Annotated in this window: 14 protein-coding genes; 5 read left to right on the top strand and 9 right to left on the bottom strand. The window is 70.3% G+C overall.

Going from position 1 to position 17,412, the window contains the following annotated elements; all coding sequences use genetic code 11:
- Positions 1-35: 35 nt before the first annotated feature.
- Positions 36-791, bottom strand: a complete 756-nt coding sequence (locus OG410_RS23735; protein ID WP_329301045.1) for a DUF4232 domain-containing protein — start codon at positions 789-791, stop codon at positions 36-38.
- Positions 792-1,033: 242 nt separating this feature from the next.
- Between OG410_RS23735 and OG410_RS23740 the strand changes: the two genes are divergently transcribed.
- The 3 genes from OG410_RS23740 (at position 1,034) to OG410_RS23750 (ending at position 4,878) form a co-directional block, all read left to right on the top strand.
- Entirely contained in the window at positions 1,034-2,464 is a 1,431-nt protein-coding gene (locus OG410_RS23740) for a helix-turn-helix domain-containing protein (RefSeq protein WP_443063789.1), read from the top strand.
- A gap of 75 nt (positions 2,465-2,539) precedes the next feature.
- A complete protein-coding gene (locus tag OG410_RS23745) occupies positions 2,540-3,442 on the top strand; it encodes an SAM-dependent methyltransferase (RefSeq protein WP_329301046.1) in 903 nt (300 codons plus the stop codon).
- A 203-nt stretch (positions 3,443-3,645) separates the two neighbouring features.
- Positions 3,646-4,878 (top strand): aminotransferase-like domain-containing protein, encoded by a 1,233-nt coding sequence (locus tag OG410_RS23750; RefSeq protein ID WP_329301047.1) that lies wholly within the window; start codon positions 3,646-3,648, stop codon positions 4,876-4,878.
- Here the strand turns inward: OG410_RS23750 and OG410_RS23755 are convergent.
- The 4 genes from OG410_RS23755 to argS all read right to left on the bottom strand — a co-directional run bounded on the left by OG410_RS23755 (position 4,829) and on the right by argS (position 9,610).
- The gene (locus OG410_RS23755; RefSeq protein ID WP_329301048.1) at positions 4,829-5,992 is read right to left on the bottom strand and encodes a CU044_5270 family protein; all 1,164 of its coding nucleotides are present in this window, start codon (positions 5,990-5,992) and stop codon (positions 4,829-4,831) included. The genes OG410_RS23750 and OG410_RS23755 overlap by 50 nt on opposite strands.
- Positions 5,985-6,656, bottom strand: a complete 672-nt coding sequence (locus OG410_RS23760) for an RNA polymerase sigma factor (RefSeq protein ID WP_443063790.1) — start codon at positions 6,654-6,656, stop codon at positions 5,985-5,987. The genes OG410_RS23755 and OG410_RS23760 overlap by 8 nt, the downstream gene beginning before the upstream one ends.
- A 167-nt stretch (positions 6,657-6,823) precedes the next feature.
- Positions 6,824-7,702 (bottom strand): DUF4253 domain-containing protein, encoded by an 879-nt coding sequence (locus OG410_RS23765; protein WP_329301049.1) that lies wholly within the window; start codon positions 7,700-7,702, stop codon positions 6,824-6,826.
- A gap of 138 nt (positions 7,703-7,840) precedes the next feature.
- Positions 7,841-9,610, bottom strand: coding sequence for an arginine--tRNA ligase (gene argS, locus OG410_RS23770; RefSeq protein WP_329304219.1), 1,770 nt, complete (start codon positions 9,608-9,610; stop codon positions 7,841-7,843).
- 166 nt (positions 9,611-9,776) lie between these two features.
- Between argS and lysS the strand changes: the two genes are divergently transcribed.
- Complete coding sequence (gene lysS / locus OG410_RS23775) at positions 9,777-11,519, top strand: lysine--tRNA ligase (protein ID WP_329301050.1); 1,743 nt, start codon at positions 9,777-9,779, stop codon at positions 11,517-11,519.
- A 95-nt stretch (positions 11,520-11,614) separates the two neighbouring features.
- Here lysS and OG410_RS23780 read toward each other — a convergent pair whose 3' ends face one another.
- The 3 genes from OG410_RS23780 to OG410_RS23790 all read right to left on the bottom strand — a co-directional run bounded on the left by OG410_RS23780 (position 11,615) and on the right by OG410_RS23790 (position 15,092).
- Positions 11,615-13,036, bottom strand: coding sequence for a DUF2637 domain-containing protein (locus OG410_RS23780; protein ID WP_329301051.1), 1,422 nt, complete (start codon positions 13,034-13,036; stop codon positions 11,615-11,617).
- A gap of 163 nt (positions 13,037-13,199) precedes the next feature.
- Positions 13,200-14,105: a DUF3558 domain-containing protein gene (locus OG410_RS23785; RefSeq protein WP_329301052.1), complete on the bottom strand. Its 906-nt coding sequence runs from the start codon at positions 14,103-14,105 to the stop codon at positions 13,200-13,202.
- Between the two features lie 147 nt (positions 14,106-14,252).
- Positions 14,253-15,092, bottom strand: coding sequence for a DUF3558 domain-containing protein (locus OG410_RS23790; RefSeq protein ID WP_329301053.1), 840 nt, complete (start codon positions 15,090-15,092; stop codon positions 14,253-14,255).
- A gap of 202 nt (positions 15,093-15,294) precedes the next feature.
- On the opposite strand from OG410_RS23790, the gene OG410_RS23795 reads away from it, so the two are divergent.
- Entirely contained in the window at positions 15,295-16,488 is a 1,194-nt protein-coding gene (locus OG410_RS23795) for an RtcB family protein (protein WP_329301054.1), read from the top strand.
- A 41-nt stretch (positions 16,489-16,529) separates the two neighbouring features.
- On the opposite strand, the gene OG410_RS23800 is transcribed toward OG410_RS23795, so the two are convergent.
- Positions 16,530-17,330, bottom strand: coding sequence for a hypothetical protein (locus tag OG410_RS23800; RefSeq protein ID WP_329301055.1), 801 nt, complete (start codon positions 17,328-17,330; stop codon positions 16,530-16,532).
- Between the last annotated feature and the right edge of the window lie 82 nt (positions 17,331-17,412).

The following is a 17,412-nucleotide window of genomic DNA, read 5'->3' on the forward strand; positions in this document are numbered from 1 at the left end:
CGGTTCCACGCGACCTCGGCCGGGGCCGCGCCCGCTCAGTACGCGAGCGCGCCGTCCAGGTCCTGCTGCCAGTACGTCACCGTGAGCTTGTCGTCGATGTAGACGCCCTTCGCGGGGAGGGCCGGAGTGGCGCTGCGGCCCTTGTCGAAGCCGATCTCCAGAGTCTTGGCGGTGTAGCCGTTGCTCCCGCTGCCGTCGGCGGCCGACAGCAGCACACCCGCGTAGCCGGACTCGCCGGGGGCGAGAGTCACGACCGCCTGCGGGTGCGTCTCCTCCGCGACCGGCGGGACGGACTGGGCCTCGGCGAACCGGGCGATCGGATAGCCGGTCAGGTCGCAGTTCCTCGTGCCGGTGTTGGTGACGGTGAGCAGCAGGTGGTTGAGCGGACGGGACACCGCGGTCGCGGTGGTCTTCGTCGTGGAGCCGTCGCAGGCGACGTTCCTGGTGCCGGTCTGCCCGGTGGAGCCGGTCTTGGAGCCGGTGCCGTTCTTCTTGCCGGAGCCCTGTGTGGAGCCGGCGGCCGTGGACGTGCTCTTCGAGCCGCCCGAGTTGCCCGAGCCGCCCGTCGAGCCGCCCGTGGAGCTCGCGGTGCCGTTGCCCGCGGGCTTCGCCGTCGAACCCGCGTCTGTCGCCGGTCCGCTCGGCTGCGCCGAGGAAGCGGACGTGTCGGACGGGCCTTCGCCGCGTACGCCGTTGCCGTCGTTGCACGCCGTCAGAGTCAGCGCGGCGAGTGTGATCGCCGTGGCGGCGAGGAAGCGGGTACGGGCAGTACGTGCGGTGCGTGCGGACATGGGTGATCCCCCTGTGGATGTCGCTGTGGGTGTGGCTATGTGTGCGGGTGTCCTGATGCAACGGCCGCCCGGCCGGTCGGGAAGGGCGGCGTGCTTGGATGGCCACAGCTTGGGCGGTGATCCGTCCCGGCCGCCACAACCGGCGGCGGATACGGGACGCCGGAACGCCGGCATCGGGTCTGACCTGGGGGAATGACATGCCCCTGGAACACCGGCCCGGAACACGGGGGATGGAGGAACGGGTGGCAGGGAACGAGTTCGCGGGCCTTCTGGGGGAGCTGAAGGAGCGGTCCGGGCTCAGTTACGGGACGCTCGCCAAACGGCTGCACGTGAGTACGTCCACGTTGCACCGGTACGTCAACGGGGATGCCGTACCGACGGATTACGCACCCGTGGAGCGGCTCGCGCGCATGTGCCGGGCGACTCCGGAGGAGCTGATCGAGCTGCACCGGAGCTGGGTCCTCGCGGACGCGCTGCGGAGGCAGAAAACCCCGGGCGCGGGGCCCCCGCCGGGATCGGCAGCGGCGACGGCGCCGGTCGCGGTCCCGGGAGGCGACGGGGACAGGGACGGCGCCGAGGCGGGCACGGACGAGGAGGCCGGCTCTGCTCCGGGTGACGGGGCGGCGGCCGGGAGCGCGACGGGTTCGGTGTCACGGGTGAGACGGGAGGCCGTGGCCCCGGCCCCGGATCCGGCTTCGGTGTCCGTGCCCGGGTCGGAGCCGGTGCCAGTGCCGGTGTCGGCGCAGGAGCCGGCGAAACGGAGCCGGCGGGCTCTGCTGCTCGCCGGTGCCGTCGCCGTTGCGCTGGCCGCGATCGTGTCCACCACACTGGCCGTTCACTTCGGGTCGGGCGGAGGTGGCGACGACTCCAAGGGAGAGGCCATCGCCCTCGGCGTGCCGCAGACCGCGGGGACCCGGGGCACGCAGGGCGCCCGTTCGACGCCCGAGGCCCACCAGGGATCGGCCTCGGCGTCCGCCTCGCACGGCGGCAGTCCCAAGGCGTCCGTCTCGTCGATCGGCGGACCCGTCCCGCAGGACAGCGCGGCCGGGGGCGGCGCGGCCGAGGACGGCGCAGGCGCACCGGCCGTCGTCGCCGACGCGTACAAGTGGGACAGCCCGTGCAGCCAGCACTACTTGGTGAACCGGGACGCCCCGCAGGTGCCACCGCCGCCGCCGAACGAGTCGGACGCGCGCGGCTGGGTCACCGCGCTCGGCGGGGTCGCGAGCGGGGAGCAGATGCTCGCCCTGACGGTGCAGGGCACGGGCAGGGCGACCGTCGTCGTGGAAACACTGCACGTGCGGGTGGTGCGGAAGGACGTTCCGCTCGCTTGGAACGACTACGCGATGGGCGTGGGCTGTGGCGGAGGTGTCGAGACGAAGTCGTTCACCGTGGACCTCGACGCGGGGCAGCCCGTGACCGCGCTCAAGGGCGGACAGCGGGACTTCCCGTACAAGGTCAGCGAGTCCGACCCCGAGGTCTTCTACGTGTTCGCGGACGCACGGGCGCACGACGTGAGCTGGTACCTGGAACTCGACTGGTCCAGCGGGACGAAGAGCGGCACGGTGCGCGTCGACGACCACGGGAAGCCGTTCCGGACGAGCGGGAACACAGGCCGGCCCGCGTACGACCATCCGCTGGGCGGCAGCGAGTGGGTATCGGCTTCGACCGAGTGATCGGGGCGCGATCAAGTCCCTTCAGGAGTTAGGTTGTTGGCCGTCAAGTGCCGCGACCCTCCAGGGAGATGCCCCATGCCCGGTGACGCCCTCAGCCAGGACCCCGCCGAGCTGAGAAGGAGGATCGACACCAGCAAGGCGCACCCCGCCCGGGTCTACGACGTCTTCCTCGGCGGCAAGGACAACTATCCCGTCGACCGGAACGCGGCCGCCGCCGCGCTCGCCGCCAACCCGCGCGGCTACCTCGACGTCCGGCACAACCGCGACTTCCTGCGCCGTGCCGTGACCGCGCTCGCGGAGGAGGGCGGCGTCCGGCAGTTCCTGGACATAGGCACCGGACTGCCCACGCAGGAGAACGTCCACCAGATCGCCCAGCGGATCACCCCGGATTCGCGGGTCGTGTACGTCGACAACGACCCGGTGGTCCTGGCCCACGCGCGCGCCCTGCTCACCAGCGGACCCGAGGGCCGTACGGACTACATCGACGCGGACCTCAAGGAACCCAAGCAGATCCTCGAACAGGCTGCCGAGACCATCGACTTCGCGCAGCCCGTCGCCCTGGTCCTGGTCGCCATCCTGCACTTCATCGAGGACGCGGAGGCCTACCCCATCGTGCGCGGGCTCGTCGACGCGCTGCCGTCCGGCAGCCGCCTCGTCCTGAGTCACCTCACCGAGGACCTGAACGCGGAGGACATTCGCGCGGTCCAACGGACGTTCACCGAGCGGGGATTCACCTTCGTCCTGCGCTCGAAGGCCGAGGTCGAGCGCTTCTTCACCGAGAACGGCCTGGTCCTGGACGAGCCCGGCATCGTCCCCGCCCACCACTGGCGCCCCGACGGCAACACCCCGGCCCCCGAGACCGCCGAAGCCGCCTTCCTCGCCACGCTCGACGCCGTCGACAAGGTCCGCTACCTCGACATCAACGACGTCACGGACGCGGACATCAACGTGTACGTCGCCACGGGAGTCAAACCCTAGGTGTCATGGGCGAGTTGTGATCCGTCCGCATCGCGGAAATGGCGGGTGTAGAGGCCACGTACCTGTCTAGGGTCGGTCGAGGGGCGGCTCCGGCACGACGGGGCCGCCCGCAAGCGCGCCCGCAAGGACGCCGTCCCTGAGGTCGCCGTCCCCGAGGGCGCTGCCCGCAAGGACGCCGTCGCCAAGGACAAGGAGCCGTCACCGTGACCGTCACCGAACCCGCCGCCACGACCGCACCCGCCGCCACGACCGCACCCGTGCCCCCGCTCGCCGCGAGAGCCACCGCGATCGGCGGTTCGCCGGTACGGGACATCCTTGCGGTCACCGCACGCCCCGAGGTGATCAACTTCGCGGGCGGGCTGCCCGCCCCGGAACTGTTCGACGCGGACGGCATCGCGGCCGCGTTCCGGGACGTCCTCGCCGAGGAACCCGAACGGGCCCTTCAGTACTCGACGACCGAGGGCGAACCCTCGCTGCGGACGGCCCTCGCCGACCGCACGAGCGCCCGCGGACTGCCCACCGGGCCGGACGACATCCTCGTCACCACCGGCTCGCAGCAGGCCCTGTCGCTGCTCGCCACCGCCCTGCTCGAACCCGGGGACACCGTTCTGGTCGAAAGCCCCTGCTATCTGGCGGCACTTCAGGCGTTCGCCTTCGCGGGGGCGCGCGTGCTGGCCGTGCCGGGCGACGACGAGGGCATCGATCCCGACGCCCTCGGTGAACTCGTGGCCCGCGAGCGCCCGAAGCTGCTCTACACCGTCCCCACCTTCCAGAACCCGACCGGACGCACCCTGCCGGCCGACAGGCGGGCCGCCGTGGCCCGCGCCGCCGCCGCGCACGGCCTGTGGATCGTCGAGGACGACCCGTACGGAGAACTGCGCTTCGAGGGCGAGCGGGTCCCGTGGATCGCCTCCCACGACGGCGCCGGGGACCGGACCGTCCTCCTCGGCTCGTTCTCCAAGGTGATGGCACCCGGCCTGCGGCTGGGCTGGCTGCGGGCACCCGCGGCACTGCGGCGCGCGTGCGCCGTCGCCAAGCAGGCCGCCGACCTGCACACCCCGACCGTCAACCAGCTCGCCGCCGCCCGCTATCTGGCCGACCGCGACCTGGACTCCCACGTGGTCCAGGTCGCGGCCGTCTACCGCGAACGGCGTGACGCCATGCTCGCGGGCATCGGCGCCGCCCTCCCGGCCGGATCCACCTGGACCCGCCCGGAAGGCGGCATGTTCCTCTGGGCCCGCCTGCCCGAGCGCTACGACACCACGGCCCTGCTCCGCCCGGTGGTCGACCAGGGCGTGGCCTACGTCCCCGGCGCCCCCTTCTACGCGGGCACACCGGAGACGTCGACCCTGCGCCTGTGCTTCGTCACCCAGACGCCGGAGGAGATCACCGAGGGGCTGCGGAGGCTGGGGACGGGGTTGCGGAAGGAGAGGTAGGGGACGGGGTGGCGGACGGGGCCGCGGAGGTAGGAGACGGGGTCGGGGTTGCCGAGGTAGGGGACGGGGACGGGGAGACAGGAGACGGGGTCGCTGAGCCGGGGGACGTGGACGGGGTCGCGTCGCTCGGGGACGGGGACGGGGACGGGGTCGCGGAGGTGGAGGTGGAGGGAGTCGTCCGGGCCGCGTCCCCGCTGGCCGGCCGCTGGCCGATCCTGTCCACCACCCCTTGCGCCACGACGGCTCTGACCTGCGAGAACCTCCCGTTCTTCTCCGAGATTCCCCGCTCGAACATCCCGAGGTAGGCGTAGGTCGTCGGGTCGAAGATGAGGCCGAACGACTCTCCGGGGTAGGAGACCGCTACGCCGTGCCGGCCGAGCGCGTCCACATGGTCGTGGTCGATCCTGACGGCGGGCATCTTCGCGATGGCCTCGAACGCGGCGGCCCGCAATCCCGGAGGCAGGACCCGGGGACCCCGCAGGAACAGGCACGCGTCCATGTACGCCCCCGAGTCCGGGTCCGTCCCACGGATCTTGCTGCCCCGGAACCACTTGAGGAGCTCGTCGGGGTCGGTCGGCCACTTCTTCAGCTTCGAGTACTGGAGGGGGATCGACTGCATCTGGTGCTTGGTCAGCGGTGGTTCGTCCTGAATCCTGCCGTTGTAGATGGACCGGCTGGTCTTGGAGCCGTCCACCGACAACCAGTACTCGTCGACGAGCCGCAGCTTCCGCCCGCGCCGGTCGTAGGTCCGATGGGTGATCTCCTTGGCGTACATGTACTGGTCGTCGCGAGGGATCGGCAGAGTGTCGTCCGCACGTGACCGGTCCGCGGCCCTGCGCAGCACCTGGGCGGCGTTGAGCTCGGTCAACTGTGGTCCCCCGGCGCGGACGGCGAGGAGCGTCGTGCCGGCCACCGCCGCGGTGCCGGTGGCCGCGATCGCCGCGCGGAACATCAGCCGCCGGGACAGCGGACGCTGCCGCGCGAGGGCTCCGCTCCCGTCGCCGGTCTCCTCGCCGATGGCGGTCTGCAACCGGGCGAAGGCCACGGCGCGCGCCCGGTCGGTCGGTGCGGCCTGCTCGGCCGCGAGGTCGCGTACAAGGCTGAGGTCATCCACGGCGGGGTTCCTCCTGTTCCTCTCGAAAGGCTGTGGGATCCGACCCGCCCAGTGCTTCGCGCAGCTTCTTCCGGGCCCGGTGCAGCCGTGAGCGCACGGTGCCCATCGGTATGCCCAGGGCCTCGGCGGCCTCCGCGTAGTCGAGGTCTCCCCAGGCGATCACCAGCAGGACGTCCCGGTGGCGCGCGGGCAGCTTCGCCAGGGCCGCCGACAGGGTGCCGCGCGTGCCCTCGGCACTGATCCGGGCGGCCACCCGCTCCGCCAGCGGCTCGCCGTCGCCCTCGTCGGCGGGAGCCGTGGAGACAACCCGCGACAGCGCCCGCAGACGCCGTGCCTCGGCCCGCCGGTGCCCGCCGATCAGACGCGTGACGATGCCGTACAGCCAAGGGCGCGCGTGCGGCTTCGACAGGTCGTAACGGCGCCGTCGTTGGAAGGCGACCACGAAGGTCTCGGCCATCAGATCGTCGGCCGCCTCGGTGCCGAGCCGCCTGGCCGCGTACCGGTGGATGTCGTCGGCGTAGCGGTGGAACAGCTCGGCGAACACATCGGGTTCGGCCCAGGACCGTTCGATCACCGAGGCGTCGGAATCGCCGTCCGCGCCCGCGCCCGCGCCGGCACCCGCACCGGCGCCGGAGTCCGGGCCGGTGTCGGTGTCGGTGGCCAAGGCCCTGGGCGGACGGTGGACTCCGACGCTCGGTGAGACGGTCATCGGTCGCCTCTCAGGCTCATGGATCTCCTCGAAGAGGGGGCAGGGTCACCCGTTGTCCGCCGAAGCCCGCTTTCGAGTTCCCGTTTCGGACCGAGGAATTTCCCGACGGCCGGACGAACCGCTCAGTCCCACCAGAAGGACCACACCCGCTCGTTCAGCACCTCCTGCTCGGCGTACTCCCGCAGGGTCGTGTGGTGGCCCTGGGTGATGTTGTCCGGGCAGAAGGCGAAGTGCTCGGCGGCGACCGCCTCGGCCTCCGCCACGGTCGCCGGCGGCGCCGCGACGGACACCACCAACTGGTCGAAGGTCAGGGCCACCACGCGTATCCCGAAGCGGTCCTCCCACGAGCGGAGCACGGCACACAGGCGCGCCACGTCGTTCTCGTAGTTCAGCGCGCCCGCCCAGCCGAGCACCGCCGGGATGTCCGCGCTACGGCGCGCCGGAACCAGGGCGAGCCGGGGCTGCTTCAGCCAGGAGCCGGACTGCGCCAGGGCGTCGGCGATCTCGGCGGCGTGGGCGTCCGGATCCGCGTCGAGCGGGGTCGCGGCGGCCCGGCCCGGCCAGACGGGCCCGTACGGCGCGATCGTCTCGTCGAAGGCCGGCTGCTCCCCGAAGACCTCGACGACCCTCTCCTTGCCGGGGTAGTCCTGGCCCGGTTCGGGTTCGTGCGCCGCGTGCTCCTCCCAGAACTCCGCCAGCACCTCCTCGGCGTCGTGATCCCCGGGATACGACATCTCGTCGGGCATCAACTCCCAGTCCTCCGGGCCGTTCTGCGGGCCGCCCACGTCCAGTAGCACCGGCAGCAGCCCCGCGGTCCGGGCGGCGGACAGGCCCGCCCAGCCGCCGGGAACCGCCCGCTCCTCGGCATGCCACAGCAGCGGCTCGTGCCACGTCCCGTCGTGGGTCGTGTCGATGAGTCTCCCGGCAGGGAGCTGAAGCCCGAGCACACGCCCACTCGGGTCTGCCGCCAGCCGCGGCAGCGGATTGGGAAGAGTCGCCATGCCGGTGACTGTAGGGGGCGGCACTGACAGCCCGGCGCGGGCCCGCTTCTCACCTCGCGGCGGTGAACACGGCCCGGACGGGAAAGAGCCCCGCACCCCGGTGATCCGGGGCCGCGGGGCTCTTCTGCGAGGCCGTGATCAGAGGCGCTCGGGCGTCCTGATGCCCAGCAGGGCCATGCCCTGGTGGAGCGTGCGGGCCGTCAGATCACAGAGGAACAGGCGGTTCTCCGCGACCTCTTGCTCCGGAGCCGGCTTGATGACCGGGCACTGGTCGTAGAACGTCGTGAGGATCGAGGCCAGTTGGTACAGGTACGCCGCCAGCTTGTGCGGGGCGTACTCGGCGGCGACCTCGTCCAGCGTCTCGCCGAACCGGTCCAGGTGCAGACCCAACGCCCGCTCCGCGGGGGCCAGTTCGAGCTCCGGGTGGGCCAGCGGCGCACGGTCACCGGCCTTGCCGAAGATCGACCGGATACGGGCGTACGCGTACTGGAGGTACACGGACGTGTCACCGTTCAGCGAGACCATCTGGTCCAGGTCGAACTTGTAGTCCCGCACGGCGGACGTGGAGAGGTCCGCGTACTTCACGGCGCCGATGCCGACGTACCGGCCGTTCTCCACGATCTCCTGCTCGGTCAGGCCGACCTTGTCCTTCTTCTCCCGCACGACGGCCGTGGCCCGCTCGACCGCCTCGTCGAGGAGGTCCACCAGCCGGACCGTCTCGCCCTCACGGGTCTTGAACGGCTTGCCGTCCTTGCCCAGCACCGTGCCGAAGGCGAGCTGATGGGCCTTCACGTCATCGCTGAGCCAGCCGGCCCTGCGCGCGGTCTCGAAGACCATCTTGAAGTGCAGGGACTGCCGGGCGTCCACGACGTAGATCAGGCTGTCGGCCTTCAGGTTGACGACACGATCACGGATCGCCGACAGGTCGGTCGCCGCGTAGCCGTAGCCGCCGTCCGACTTCTTGACGATCAACGGGACCGGGTTGCCGTCCGGGCCCTTCACATCGTCGAAGAACACGCACAGCGCGCCGTCCGAGCGGACCGCCACACCCGACTCCTCCAGGAGCCGGCACGTCTCGTCCAGCATGTCGTTGTAACCGGACTCGCCGACGACGTCCGGGTCCCGGATCTCCATGTCCAGCTTGTCGAAGACCGAGTAGAAGTAGATCTTCGACTCGTCCACGAACTTCTGCCACATGGCCAGCGTCTCGGGCTCACCCGCCTGGAGGTCCACCACCCGGCGCCGCGCCCGCGTCTTGAACTCCTCGTCGGAGTCGAAGACGGTCCGCGCCGCCTTGTAGAGCCGGTTCAGGTTCGACATGGCCTCCTCGCCGGAGACCTCGCCGCCCTTGTGGTCCAGCTCGTGCGGGTGCTCGATCAGGTACTGGATGAGCATGCCGAACTGGGTGCCCCAGTCGCCGATGTGGTGCCGGCGCACGACGGACTCGCCGGTGAACTCCAGGATCTGCACCACCGCGTCACCGATCACCGCGGACCGCAGATGACCGACGTGCATCTCCTTGGCCACGTTCGGCTGCGCGTAGTCGATCACCGTCGTGCCCGGGTGCTCCGCGAGGGGCACCCCGAGGCGCTCACCGTCCGCGTACCGCTCCGCCAGGTTCGACACGATCGCCCGGTCGGTGATCGTGATGTTCAGGAAGCCGGGCCCGGAGACCTCGATGTCCTTGATCACCTCACCCGACTCGACCCGGGCCACGACCTGCGTCGCCAGCTCGCGCGGGTTCGCCTTCGCCTTCTTGGCGAGGGCCAGGATCCCGTTGGCCTGGAAATCGGCCCGGTCGCTTCGGCGCAGCAGCGGGTCCGCGGAGCCGGCCTCCGGCAGAGCTGCCGAGAGGGCGTCCGCGAGGCGCTGATGGACGGAAGCGGTGAGGGACGTGACCGAGGCCATGGAGTGGCTGCCGTTCTGCTCGGGTTCCGGAGTGTGCGCGTACAAGCAAGTACGAGCTGAGTACAGGAAAGCCAGTATCCCACGCGGTGAAAAGCCGTTTTCGCGGTTGAGGGCCGAGCTGGGAGAATGGTCGCGTCAGCTGTACCGGCGTATGAGAAAGAAGGACGTGCGCATCGTGGCTCAGAGCACCGAGACCACCGACTGGGTCTCCCGTTTCGCGGACGAGGTCATCGAGGAGTCGGAGCGTCGGGCCCCGGGCAAACCTGTTGTCGTCGCGTCCGGGCTCTCCCCGTCCGGCCCGATCCACCTCGGCAACCTCCGCGAGGTCATGACCCCGCACCTCGTCGCCGACGAGATCCGCCGCCGCGGGCACACCGTGCGCCACCTCATCTCCTGGGACGACTACGACCGCTACCGCAAGGTTCCGGCGGGCATCGCGGGCATCGACGAGTCGTGGGCCGAGCACATCGGCAAGCCGCTGACCGCCGTCCCGGCCCCCGCGGGCTCGGCGTACCCGAACTGGGCCGAGCACTTCAAGGCCGCGATGACCGAGGCGCTGGCCGAACTCGGCGTCGAGTACGACCCGATCAGCCAGACGGAGCAGTACACCTCCGGCGCCTACCGCGAGCAGATCCTGTTCGCGATGAAGCACCGCGGCGACATCGACGCCATCCTCGACCAGTACCGCACCAAGAAGGCCCCCGCCAAGAAGCAGCAGGGCCAGAAGCCGGTCGACGAGGCCGAGCTCGAAGCCGCCGAGGGTTCGGGCGCCGCAGCCGAGGACGACGGCAGCTCCACCGCCGGGTACTTCCCGTACAAGCCCTACTGCGGGCAGTGCGACAAGGACCTCACCACCGTCACGGCCTACGACGCGGAGACGACGGAGCTGACGTACACCTGCTCCGCCTGCGGCTTCTCCGAGACCGTCCTGCTGAGCGAGTTCAACCGCGGCAAGCTCGTCTGGAAGGTCGACTGGCCCATGCGCTGGGCCTACGAGGGCGTGATCTTCGAGCCGAGCGGCGTCGACCACTCCTCCCCGGGATCCTCCTTCCAGGTCGGCGGGCAGATCGTCGGGATCTTCGGCGGCAAGCAGCCCATCGGACCCATGTACGCCTTCGTCGGCATCTCCGGCATGGCGAAGATGTCCAGCAGCAAGGGAGGGGTCCCCACCGCGGCCGACGCGCTCCAGATCATGGAGCCGCAGCTGCTGCGCTGGCTGTACGCCCGCCGCCGCCCCAACCAGTCGTTCAAGATCGCCTTCGACCAGGAGATCCAGCGGCTCTACGACGAGTGGGACAAGCTCGTCGGCAAGGTCGCCGACGGCTCGGTCCTCCCGGCCGACGCCGCCGCGTACAGCCGTGCCGTCGGCACCGCCGCGGGAGAGCTGCCCCCGACCGCCCGCCCGATGGCGTACCGCACCCTCGCCTCCGTCGCCGACATCACCGCCGGCGCCGAGGACCAGACCCTGCGCATCCTGAGCGAACTCGACCCCGAGAACCCGCTCGCGTCCCTGGACGAGGTCCGGCCCCGCCTCGACAAGGCCGAGACCTGGATCAACACCCAGGTCCCCGCCGAGGAGCGCACCGTCGTCCGCGACGAGCCCGACGCCGAGCTCCTGAAGTCCCTCGACGACCAGGGCCGCGAGTCGCTGCGCCTGCTCCTCGAAGGACTGGAGGCGAACTGGTCCCTGGACGGCCTGACCCACCTCGTCTACGGCGTTCCCAAGGTCCAGGCGGGCTTCCCCGCCGACGCCACCGCCAAGGAACTCCCCGCCGAGATCAAGGTCGCCCAGCGCACCTTCTTCGCCCTGCTCTACCACCTGCTCGTCGGCCGCGACACCGGGCCGCGCCTGCCCACGCTGCTGCTGGCCGTGGGACAGGACCGGGTGCGCAAGCTGCTCAGCGCGTAACGGCACACGGCTTTACGGAGTACGAGGAAGGGGCGCCCGGTGATCACCGGGCGCCCCTTCCTCGTACACGCTCACACGCGCGTGTGCCGACGTGCTCAGGCGATGTGGTCCTCCTCCAGCTCCGTGTTGAAACGGTTCTGGAAGCGGCTCATGTAGCGCCGCAGCTCGCTGTCCGTCAGCGTCACGCCGTACGTGGCCTCGACGTTGCCGCCGAACTCGCCCTTCGTCGGCAGCCCCTGGCCGGGCATTATCGACTGGCGGAACACCTGGTAGAAGCTCTCCTCGCGGGACTTCTCGTCGGCCAGCGGCGACTGCTCCTCCCGCGGGGACGGGATGGGAAGCTGCTCGGGACCGCCGCCCTCACCCAACTGGCGCGTGCGGCCGGGACCCGCCGGGATGGGGAAGGTGCCGGTCTCCTCCGGGCCGGGCTCGTAGGCCTGCGCCTCCTGCTCGGCGAACCACTGCTGGTACTGAGCCTCCGCCGCGTACGACGGGTCGTAGCCGCCGTCGTACGGGATCTCCTGGGGATCGACCGGGGGGGCGAACCAGGGGTTCAACTCCGGCTCCTGCGCCTGCCCCTGGTACTGGCCCTGCCCCGGGTACTGACCCTGTCCTTGGTACTGGCCTTGGCCCGGTCCCTGGCCCTGGCCCTGACCCGGTCCCGGTCCCTGGCCCTGCTGGACGTACTCGGCCTGCGGCTGCCGCTCGCCGACTCCGTTCGACTCCAGCTCCAGAGGCTCGGGAGCGGCCGGGGCGGCGGCCGGGACGGACGCCTGGACGGACGCCTGGACCGGTGCCGGCGCGGGCGCCGGAGGCAGCAGCGCGGGCTCGATGCCGGCCGCTGCGAGACCCGCCGGGGCCGTCTCCGCGAGGGGCACGCCGTAGCGGGCCAGGCGCAGCGGCATCAGCGACTCGACGGGGGCCTTGCGGCGCCAGCCGCGGCCGAAGCGGGAGTGCAGGCGGGCCTGGTAGACCAGACGGTCCTGCTCCAGCCTGATGACCTGCTCGTAGGAGCGCAGCTCCCACAGTTTCATCCGGCGCCACAGCAGGAACGTCGGGATGGGGGAGAGCAGCCAGCGGGTGAGGCGGACACCCTCCATGTGCTTGTCGGCCGTGATGTCGGCTATGCGGCCGACCGCGTGCCGGGCCGCCTCGACCGAGACCACGAACAGGACCGGGATGACGGCGTGCATGCCCACGCCCAGCGGGTCCGGCCAGGCCGCCGCGCCGTTGAACGCGATCGTCGCCACCGTCAGCAGCCACGCCGTCTGGCGCAGCATCGGGAACGGGATGCGGATCCAGGTCAGCAGCAGGTCGAGGGCGAGCAGGACGCCGATACCCGCGTCGATGCCGATCGGGAAGACGTACGAGAAGTTCCCGAACCCCTTCTGGAGCGCCAGCTCACGGACCGCCGCGTACGAACCGGCGAAGCCGATTCCGGCGATGACGAGCGCACCGGCGACGACCACACCGATGAGAATCTTGTGCATCCGTGTGAGCTGTATGGGCGCGGCCACCTGTACTCCCCTCCCCTTGCATGTTGTTGCGCGCAACAGAGTGGCACATGTGTGTGGCGTACGGATGCGCGGTATGGAAGGAGCCCGGTTCCGGAGGGAACCGGGCCCCGTGAACGTGTCTGCCGGAGCCCCTAATCGGTCCCCGTCTCCGGTCGCGGCCGGGTCAGCTCTTCTTCGCCGCCGACTGCGACGGCGAGGCACTCTTGGAGCCGGTCTTGGACGTGCTCCCGGCTGCGCTCTTGGACGGCGAGGCCGACGGCGTCTTCGAGGAGGACGGAGCCTTCGACGAGGAGGCCGGATCCGGCGAGCCCGTGCTCGCCGCGGCGCCGTCCCCGTTCGCGGCGGCCACCGAGGCCACCGCCTCCTTCGTGGCCTTCTCGGCCGCCTTCAGCAGCGTGGCCGGGTCCGGGGTCTTCTCACCCGCGAGTCCGGCGCCGTTGTAGTCGAGCGTCACGACCACGTTCTCGACGCGGGCCACGATCGTCTGTTGCTTGAAGGAGCCTTCCTTCTTCTTCAGGCCGTACCGCACGGCCGTCGCCTCGTCGCCCGTACCGGCGACCGGCGCGGACTTGCTGTCCAGCGCCCCCGTCACCGTCTGGGCGGCCGCGACCTGCTTCTGGAAGTACGCGTGAGCCTGGTCGTCGGCCGAGCCGCGCGCGTCCGAGTCGAAGCGCAGCAGCGCCACGTTCAACCAGCGGAACTGAGAGCCCTTCACCCCGTTGTTGTCGAGGCTGGTCCAGTTGCAGTTGCCGCGCTGCTTCGGTTCGTCCAGCTTGCCGGACTTGCCCGACTTGGAGCCCTTGGGTATGAGTTCGTCCAGCGTGTTCTTCGACAGTACCGAGCACACCTTGGGCAGCGTCGTGTACGCGGCGGGCTGGACGGCGGGGGTCGAGGGGCTCTCGGACACCGTCGCTCCCGGAGCCGCGCTCTCGTCCTTCTGCGCGTCGTCACCGGAGCCGGAATCAGAGGAACAGCCCGCGACGACGAGTATCACCGGGACGGCGGCCGCGCTGACAAGGATGCGGGTGAGTCGCTGTGCTCGGCCTGCTCGCTGTACTGGTCGGTGCATGGTTCCTTCACTCGTGGCGCTCGTGGTACGGCCGCACATGGGGCGTGCGACCGCTCGGGTCCGAGGGGCCACGGTACGCGGTGGGGCGCCAGGGCGGTTCCCGTTCGGGGGGTTTGCGCCGGGGTGCCCCCAGCCCCCGCGGGGCCGCTAGCCGTTGAGCCGGGAGGCCAGCTCCTGGGCCAGTTTTTGCGCCCTGTCCTGCATTTCCTTGCTGTCGGGGGTGTTCGCGGAAGCCGTCGGCTGCTCGGAGTATTCGATCGTCACGATCACGTTGGACGTGCGGAACACCACAGTCACCGTGCGCTGCTGAGCCGTCGACGAGCCGGTGCTCAGCTTGTCGTCGAGGAACGCCTCGTCGCCGAGGTCGTCCAGTACGCGCGGCTGGAGATCGGCCGGGGGCTGCGAGGCGGAGGGGGAGGCGGGGGAGGAAGGGGCGCCGGAGGTGGCGTCGCCGGCGGCACCGTTGCCGGTGTCGGCCGGACCGACGGTGCTGCCGCTCGGGCTCGGCGTGGCGTCGCCGGACACGGACGCGGTGGGCTCCGGGAGGTCGGCCGCCGTCTGCCTGGCGGCGTAGAGCTCCTCGGCCTTGCCCTCGTCGCTCACCGTGTTGTCGTACGAGACCACGCGCTCGAAGTCGACGAAGAGGTGATCGGTGGCGGCGGCGGAGGCCACCTTCCAGTCGCAGCCGTCGCGGCGGTCCGTGTCGTACGTGAGCGTGGCCTCGCCCGCGTACGCCCTCTCCTGCTGCGTCTCGTCGGTCGTCTCCTGGATGCCGGGCAGCAGCGCGTCGAGCGTGTCGTGATCGGCCGCGCCGCACGCCTCCGGGAGGGTGCGGTACTTGCCGGGCTGGGCCACCGCGGCCGTCGTGCCCGTGTCGCCGCCCTTGGAGTCCGGAGCCGAACTCCCCACGCCGGAACCGCCCGTGCAGCCCGCCAGCACTGCCGCGAGGAGCACGGCGGCGCCAGATACATACGCCTTCCGCTGCACGGTCAGGCTCCTCTCGACGGTTCCCGACGGCGCTTCGGCCCGGGTGTCCTGTGGTTATTCGGTTGCCGCACGGGGGCGACCCCTGGAGACAATGTGTATCGCACGCACGGCCGTGGACGCCGGTCCGTTGTCCCATACGTCGACCTAGGCGCCGGTTTTGCGATTTAAGACTTCTGCTGTTTTTCTGGGGATAGAGGACGATATGTCGTACGTAGAGATGCCGGGGGCGCAGGTACCCATCCGCATGTGGGCCGATCCTGCCTCGGTCGAGGACGTCGCGCTCCGCCAGCTCCAGAACGTGGCGACTCTTCCCTGGATCAAGGGCCTCGCCGTCATGCCGGACGTCCACTACGGCAAGGGCGCGACGGTCGGCTCCGTGATCGCGATGCAGGACGCGGTGTGCCCGGCGGCGGTGGGTGTCGACATCGGCTGCGGAATGTCCGCGGTCAAGACCTCCCTCACCGCCAACGATCTGCCCGGCGACCTCTCGCGGCTCCGCTCGAAGATCGAGCAGGCGATCCCGGTGGGCCGGGGGATGCACGACTCCCCGGTCACCCCGGACGGCTTCCACGGCCTGGCCACCGCCGGGTGGGACGACTTCTGGGGGCGGTTCGACGGGGTGGCGGACGCGGTGAAGTTCCGCCAGGAGCGGGCTGTGAAGCAGATGGGAACGCTTGGATCCGGAAATCATATGATCGAAACCTGTCTTGATGAGTCAGGTTCGGTCTGGCTGATGCTGCACTCCGGTTCGCGGAACATCGGCAAGGAGCTGGCCGAGCACCACATCGGTGTCGCGCAGAAGCTCCCGCACAACCAGGGACTGGTCGACCGCGACCTCGCCGTCTTCGTCTCCGACACGCCCCAGATGGCGGCCTACCGGAGCGACCTCTACTGGGCCCAGGAGTACGCCAAGTACAACCGCACGCTCATGATGGCGCTTCTCAAGGACGTGATCCGCAGGGAGTTCAAGAAGGCGAAGCCGACCTTCGACACGGAGATCTCCTGTCACCACAACTACGTTGCGGAGGAGCGGTACGAGGGAATGGACCTGCTCGTCACGCGCAAGGGCGCCATTCGTGCAGGCTCCGGCGAGTACGGGATCATCCCGGGCTCCATGGGCACCAGCTCGTACATCGTGAAGGGGCTCGGGAACGAGAAGGCCTTCAACTCGGCTTCGCACGGGGCGGGTCGGCGCATGAGCCGGAACGCCGCGAAGCGCCGGTTCACGACGAAGGACCTCGAGGAGCAGACGCGGGGCGTGGAGTGCCGCAAGGACTCCGGCGTCGTGGACGAGATCCCGGGTGCGTACAAGCCGATCGAGCAGGTGATGGAGCAGCAGCGCGACCTCGTGGAGGTCGTGGCGAAGCTGAAGCAGTTCATCTGTGTGAAGGGCTGATACCGGCGAGGCCCCGGACCGGGGCCTCGCCGTTCGTTCGGTCAGGCGCCGGCGGGCAGGGGGGTCTTGACGGTCCGCAGACGCCAGAGGCGGACGTAGCAGCTCTTCTCGGTCCTGCCGAGTTCCTCGGCGGCCGCCGCGTCGTTGTTCAGTGCCAGCAGCAACCGGTCCTCCGACGGCGTCCAGCGACGGCGGTCGGGCGCTACGCGCATGCCGGCAGGGCGCGTCCAGGTGTGGAGAGACTCGGCGGCGGTCCGCTTGCGGTCCAGTGACAGGCAGTCCGGGTAGTAGAGATGGGCGCCCAGCTTCTGGGCTGCTTCCTTCGTGTACAGGATGTTGAAGACGCCGTCGCGGGCATTGCGCTTGAGGGACCGTTCGACGCCGGTGATCCTGCCCGCGTAGAAGCACAGATACGCGCCGATGGCGGCGCTGGCGGTGGTGAGGGAGACGAAGGGAAAGCCCTTGGCCGTGAAGCCCACCGAGCCGTCCGCGTCGATCACTCCTCGGAGATAGTCGCGTTGCGAGAACGGGACGCGAGGGGGCGTGATGGTCCTGGACTTGGGGCCGTACGGCAGACCGAGTTCGTTCAGTTTCGTCCTCGCTTCGAGGGCACACAAGGTCCAGATCGCGGACGTGTGGCTGGCGGCGAAGTTGGTCGACCGGGTGCGTCCGCTGATGTTGCTGTTGTACGGGGTCAGGCGTTGGAACTCGTGCAGAATGCCGACGTCGCGGGCACTGAGCTCGACGGTCACGCGCCCTTTCTGGCCTGTCCCCTTGGAGAGGTGCCCGTCGGCTTGCAGGAAGCCGAACATGTAGGCGTAGTCGGGGACTTCGAGATCCATGAACTCTGTTGTCGCGCTGCGGGATTCGTCCGGAGCGCAGGGGAGCGCGTTAGGCTCGCGTTCAGCCATCAGGAAGGCTCAC

The sequence above is a fragment of the Streptomyces sp. NBC_00659 genome (assembly GCF_036226925.1).
Lineage (GTDB): Bacteria > Actinomycetota > Actinomycetes > Streptomycetales > Streptomycetaceae > Streptomyces.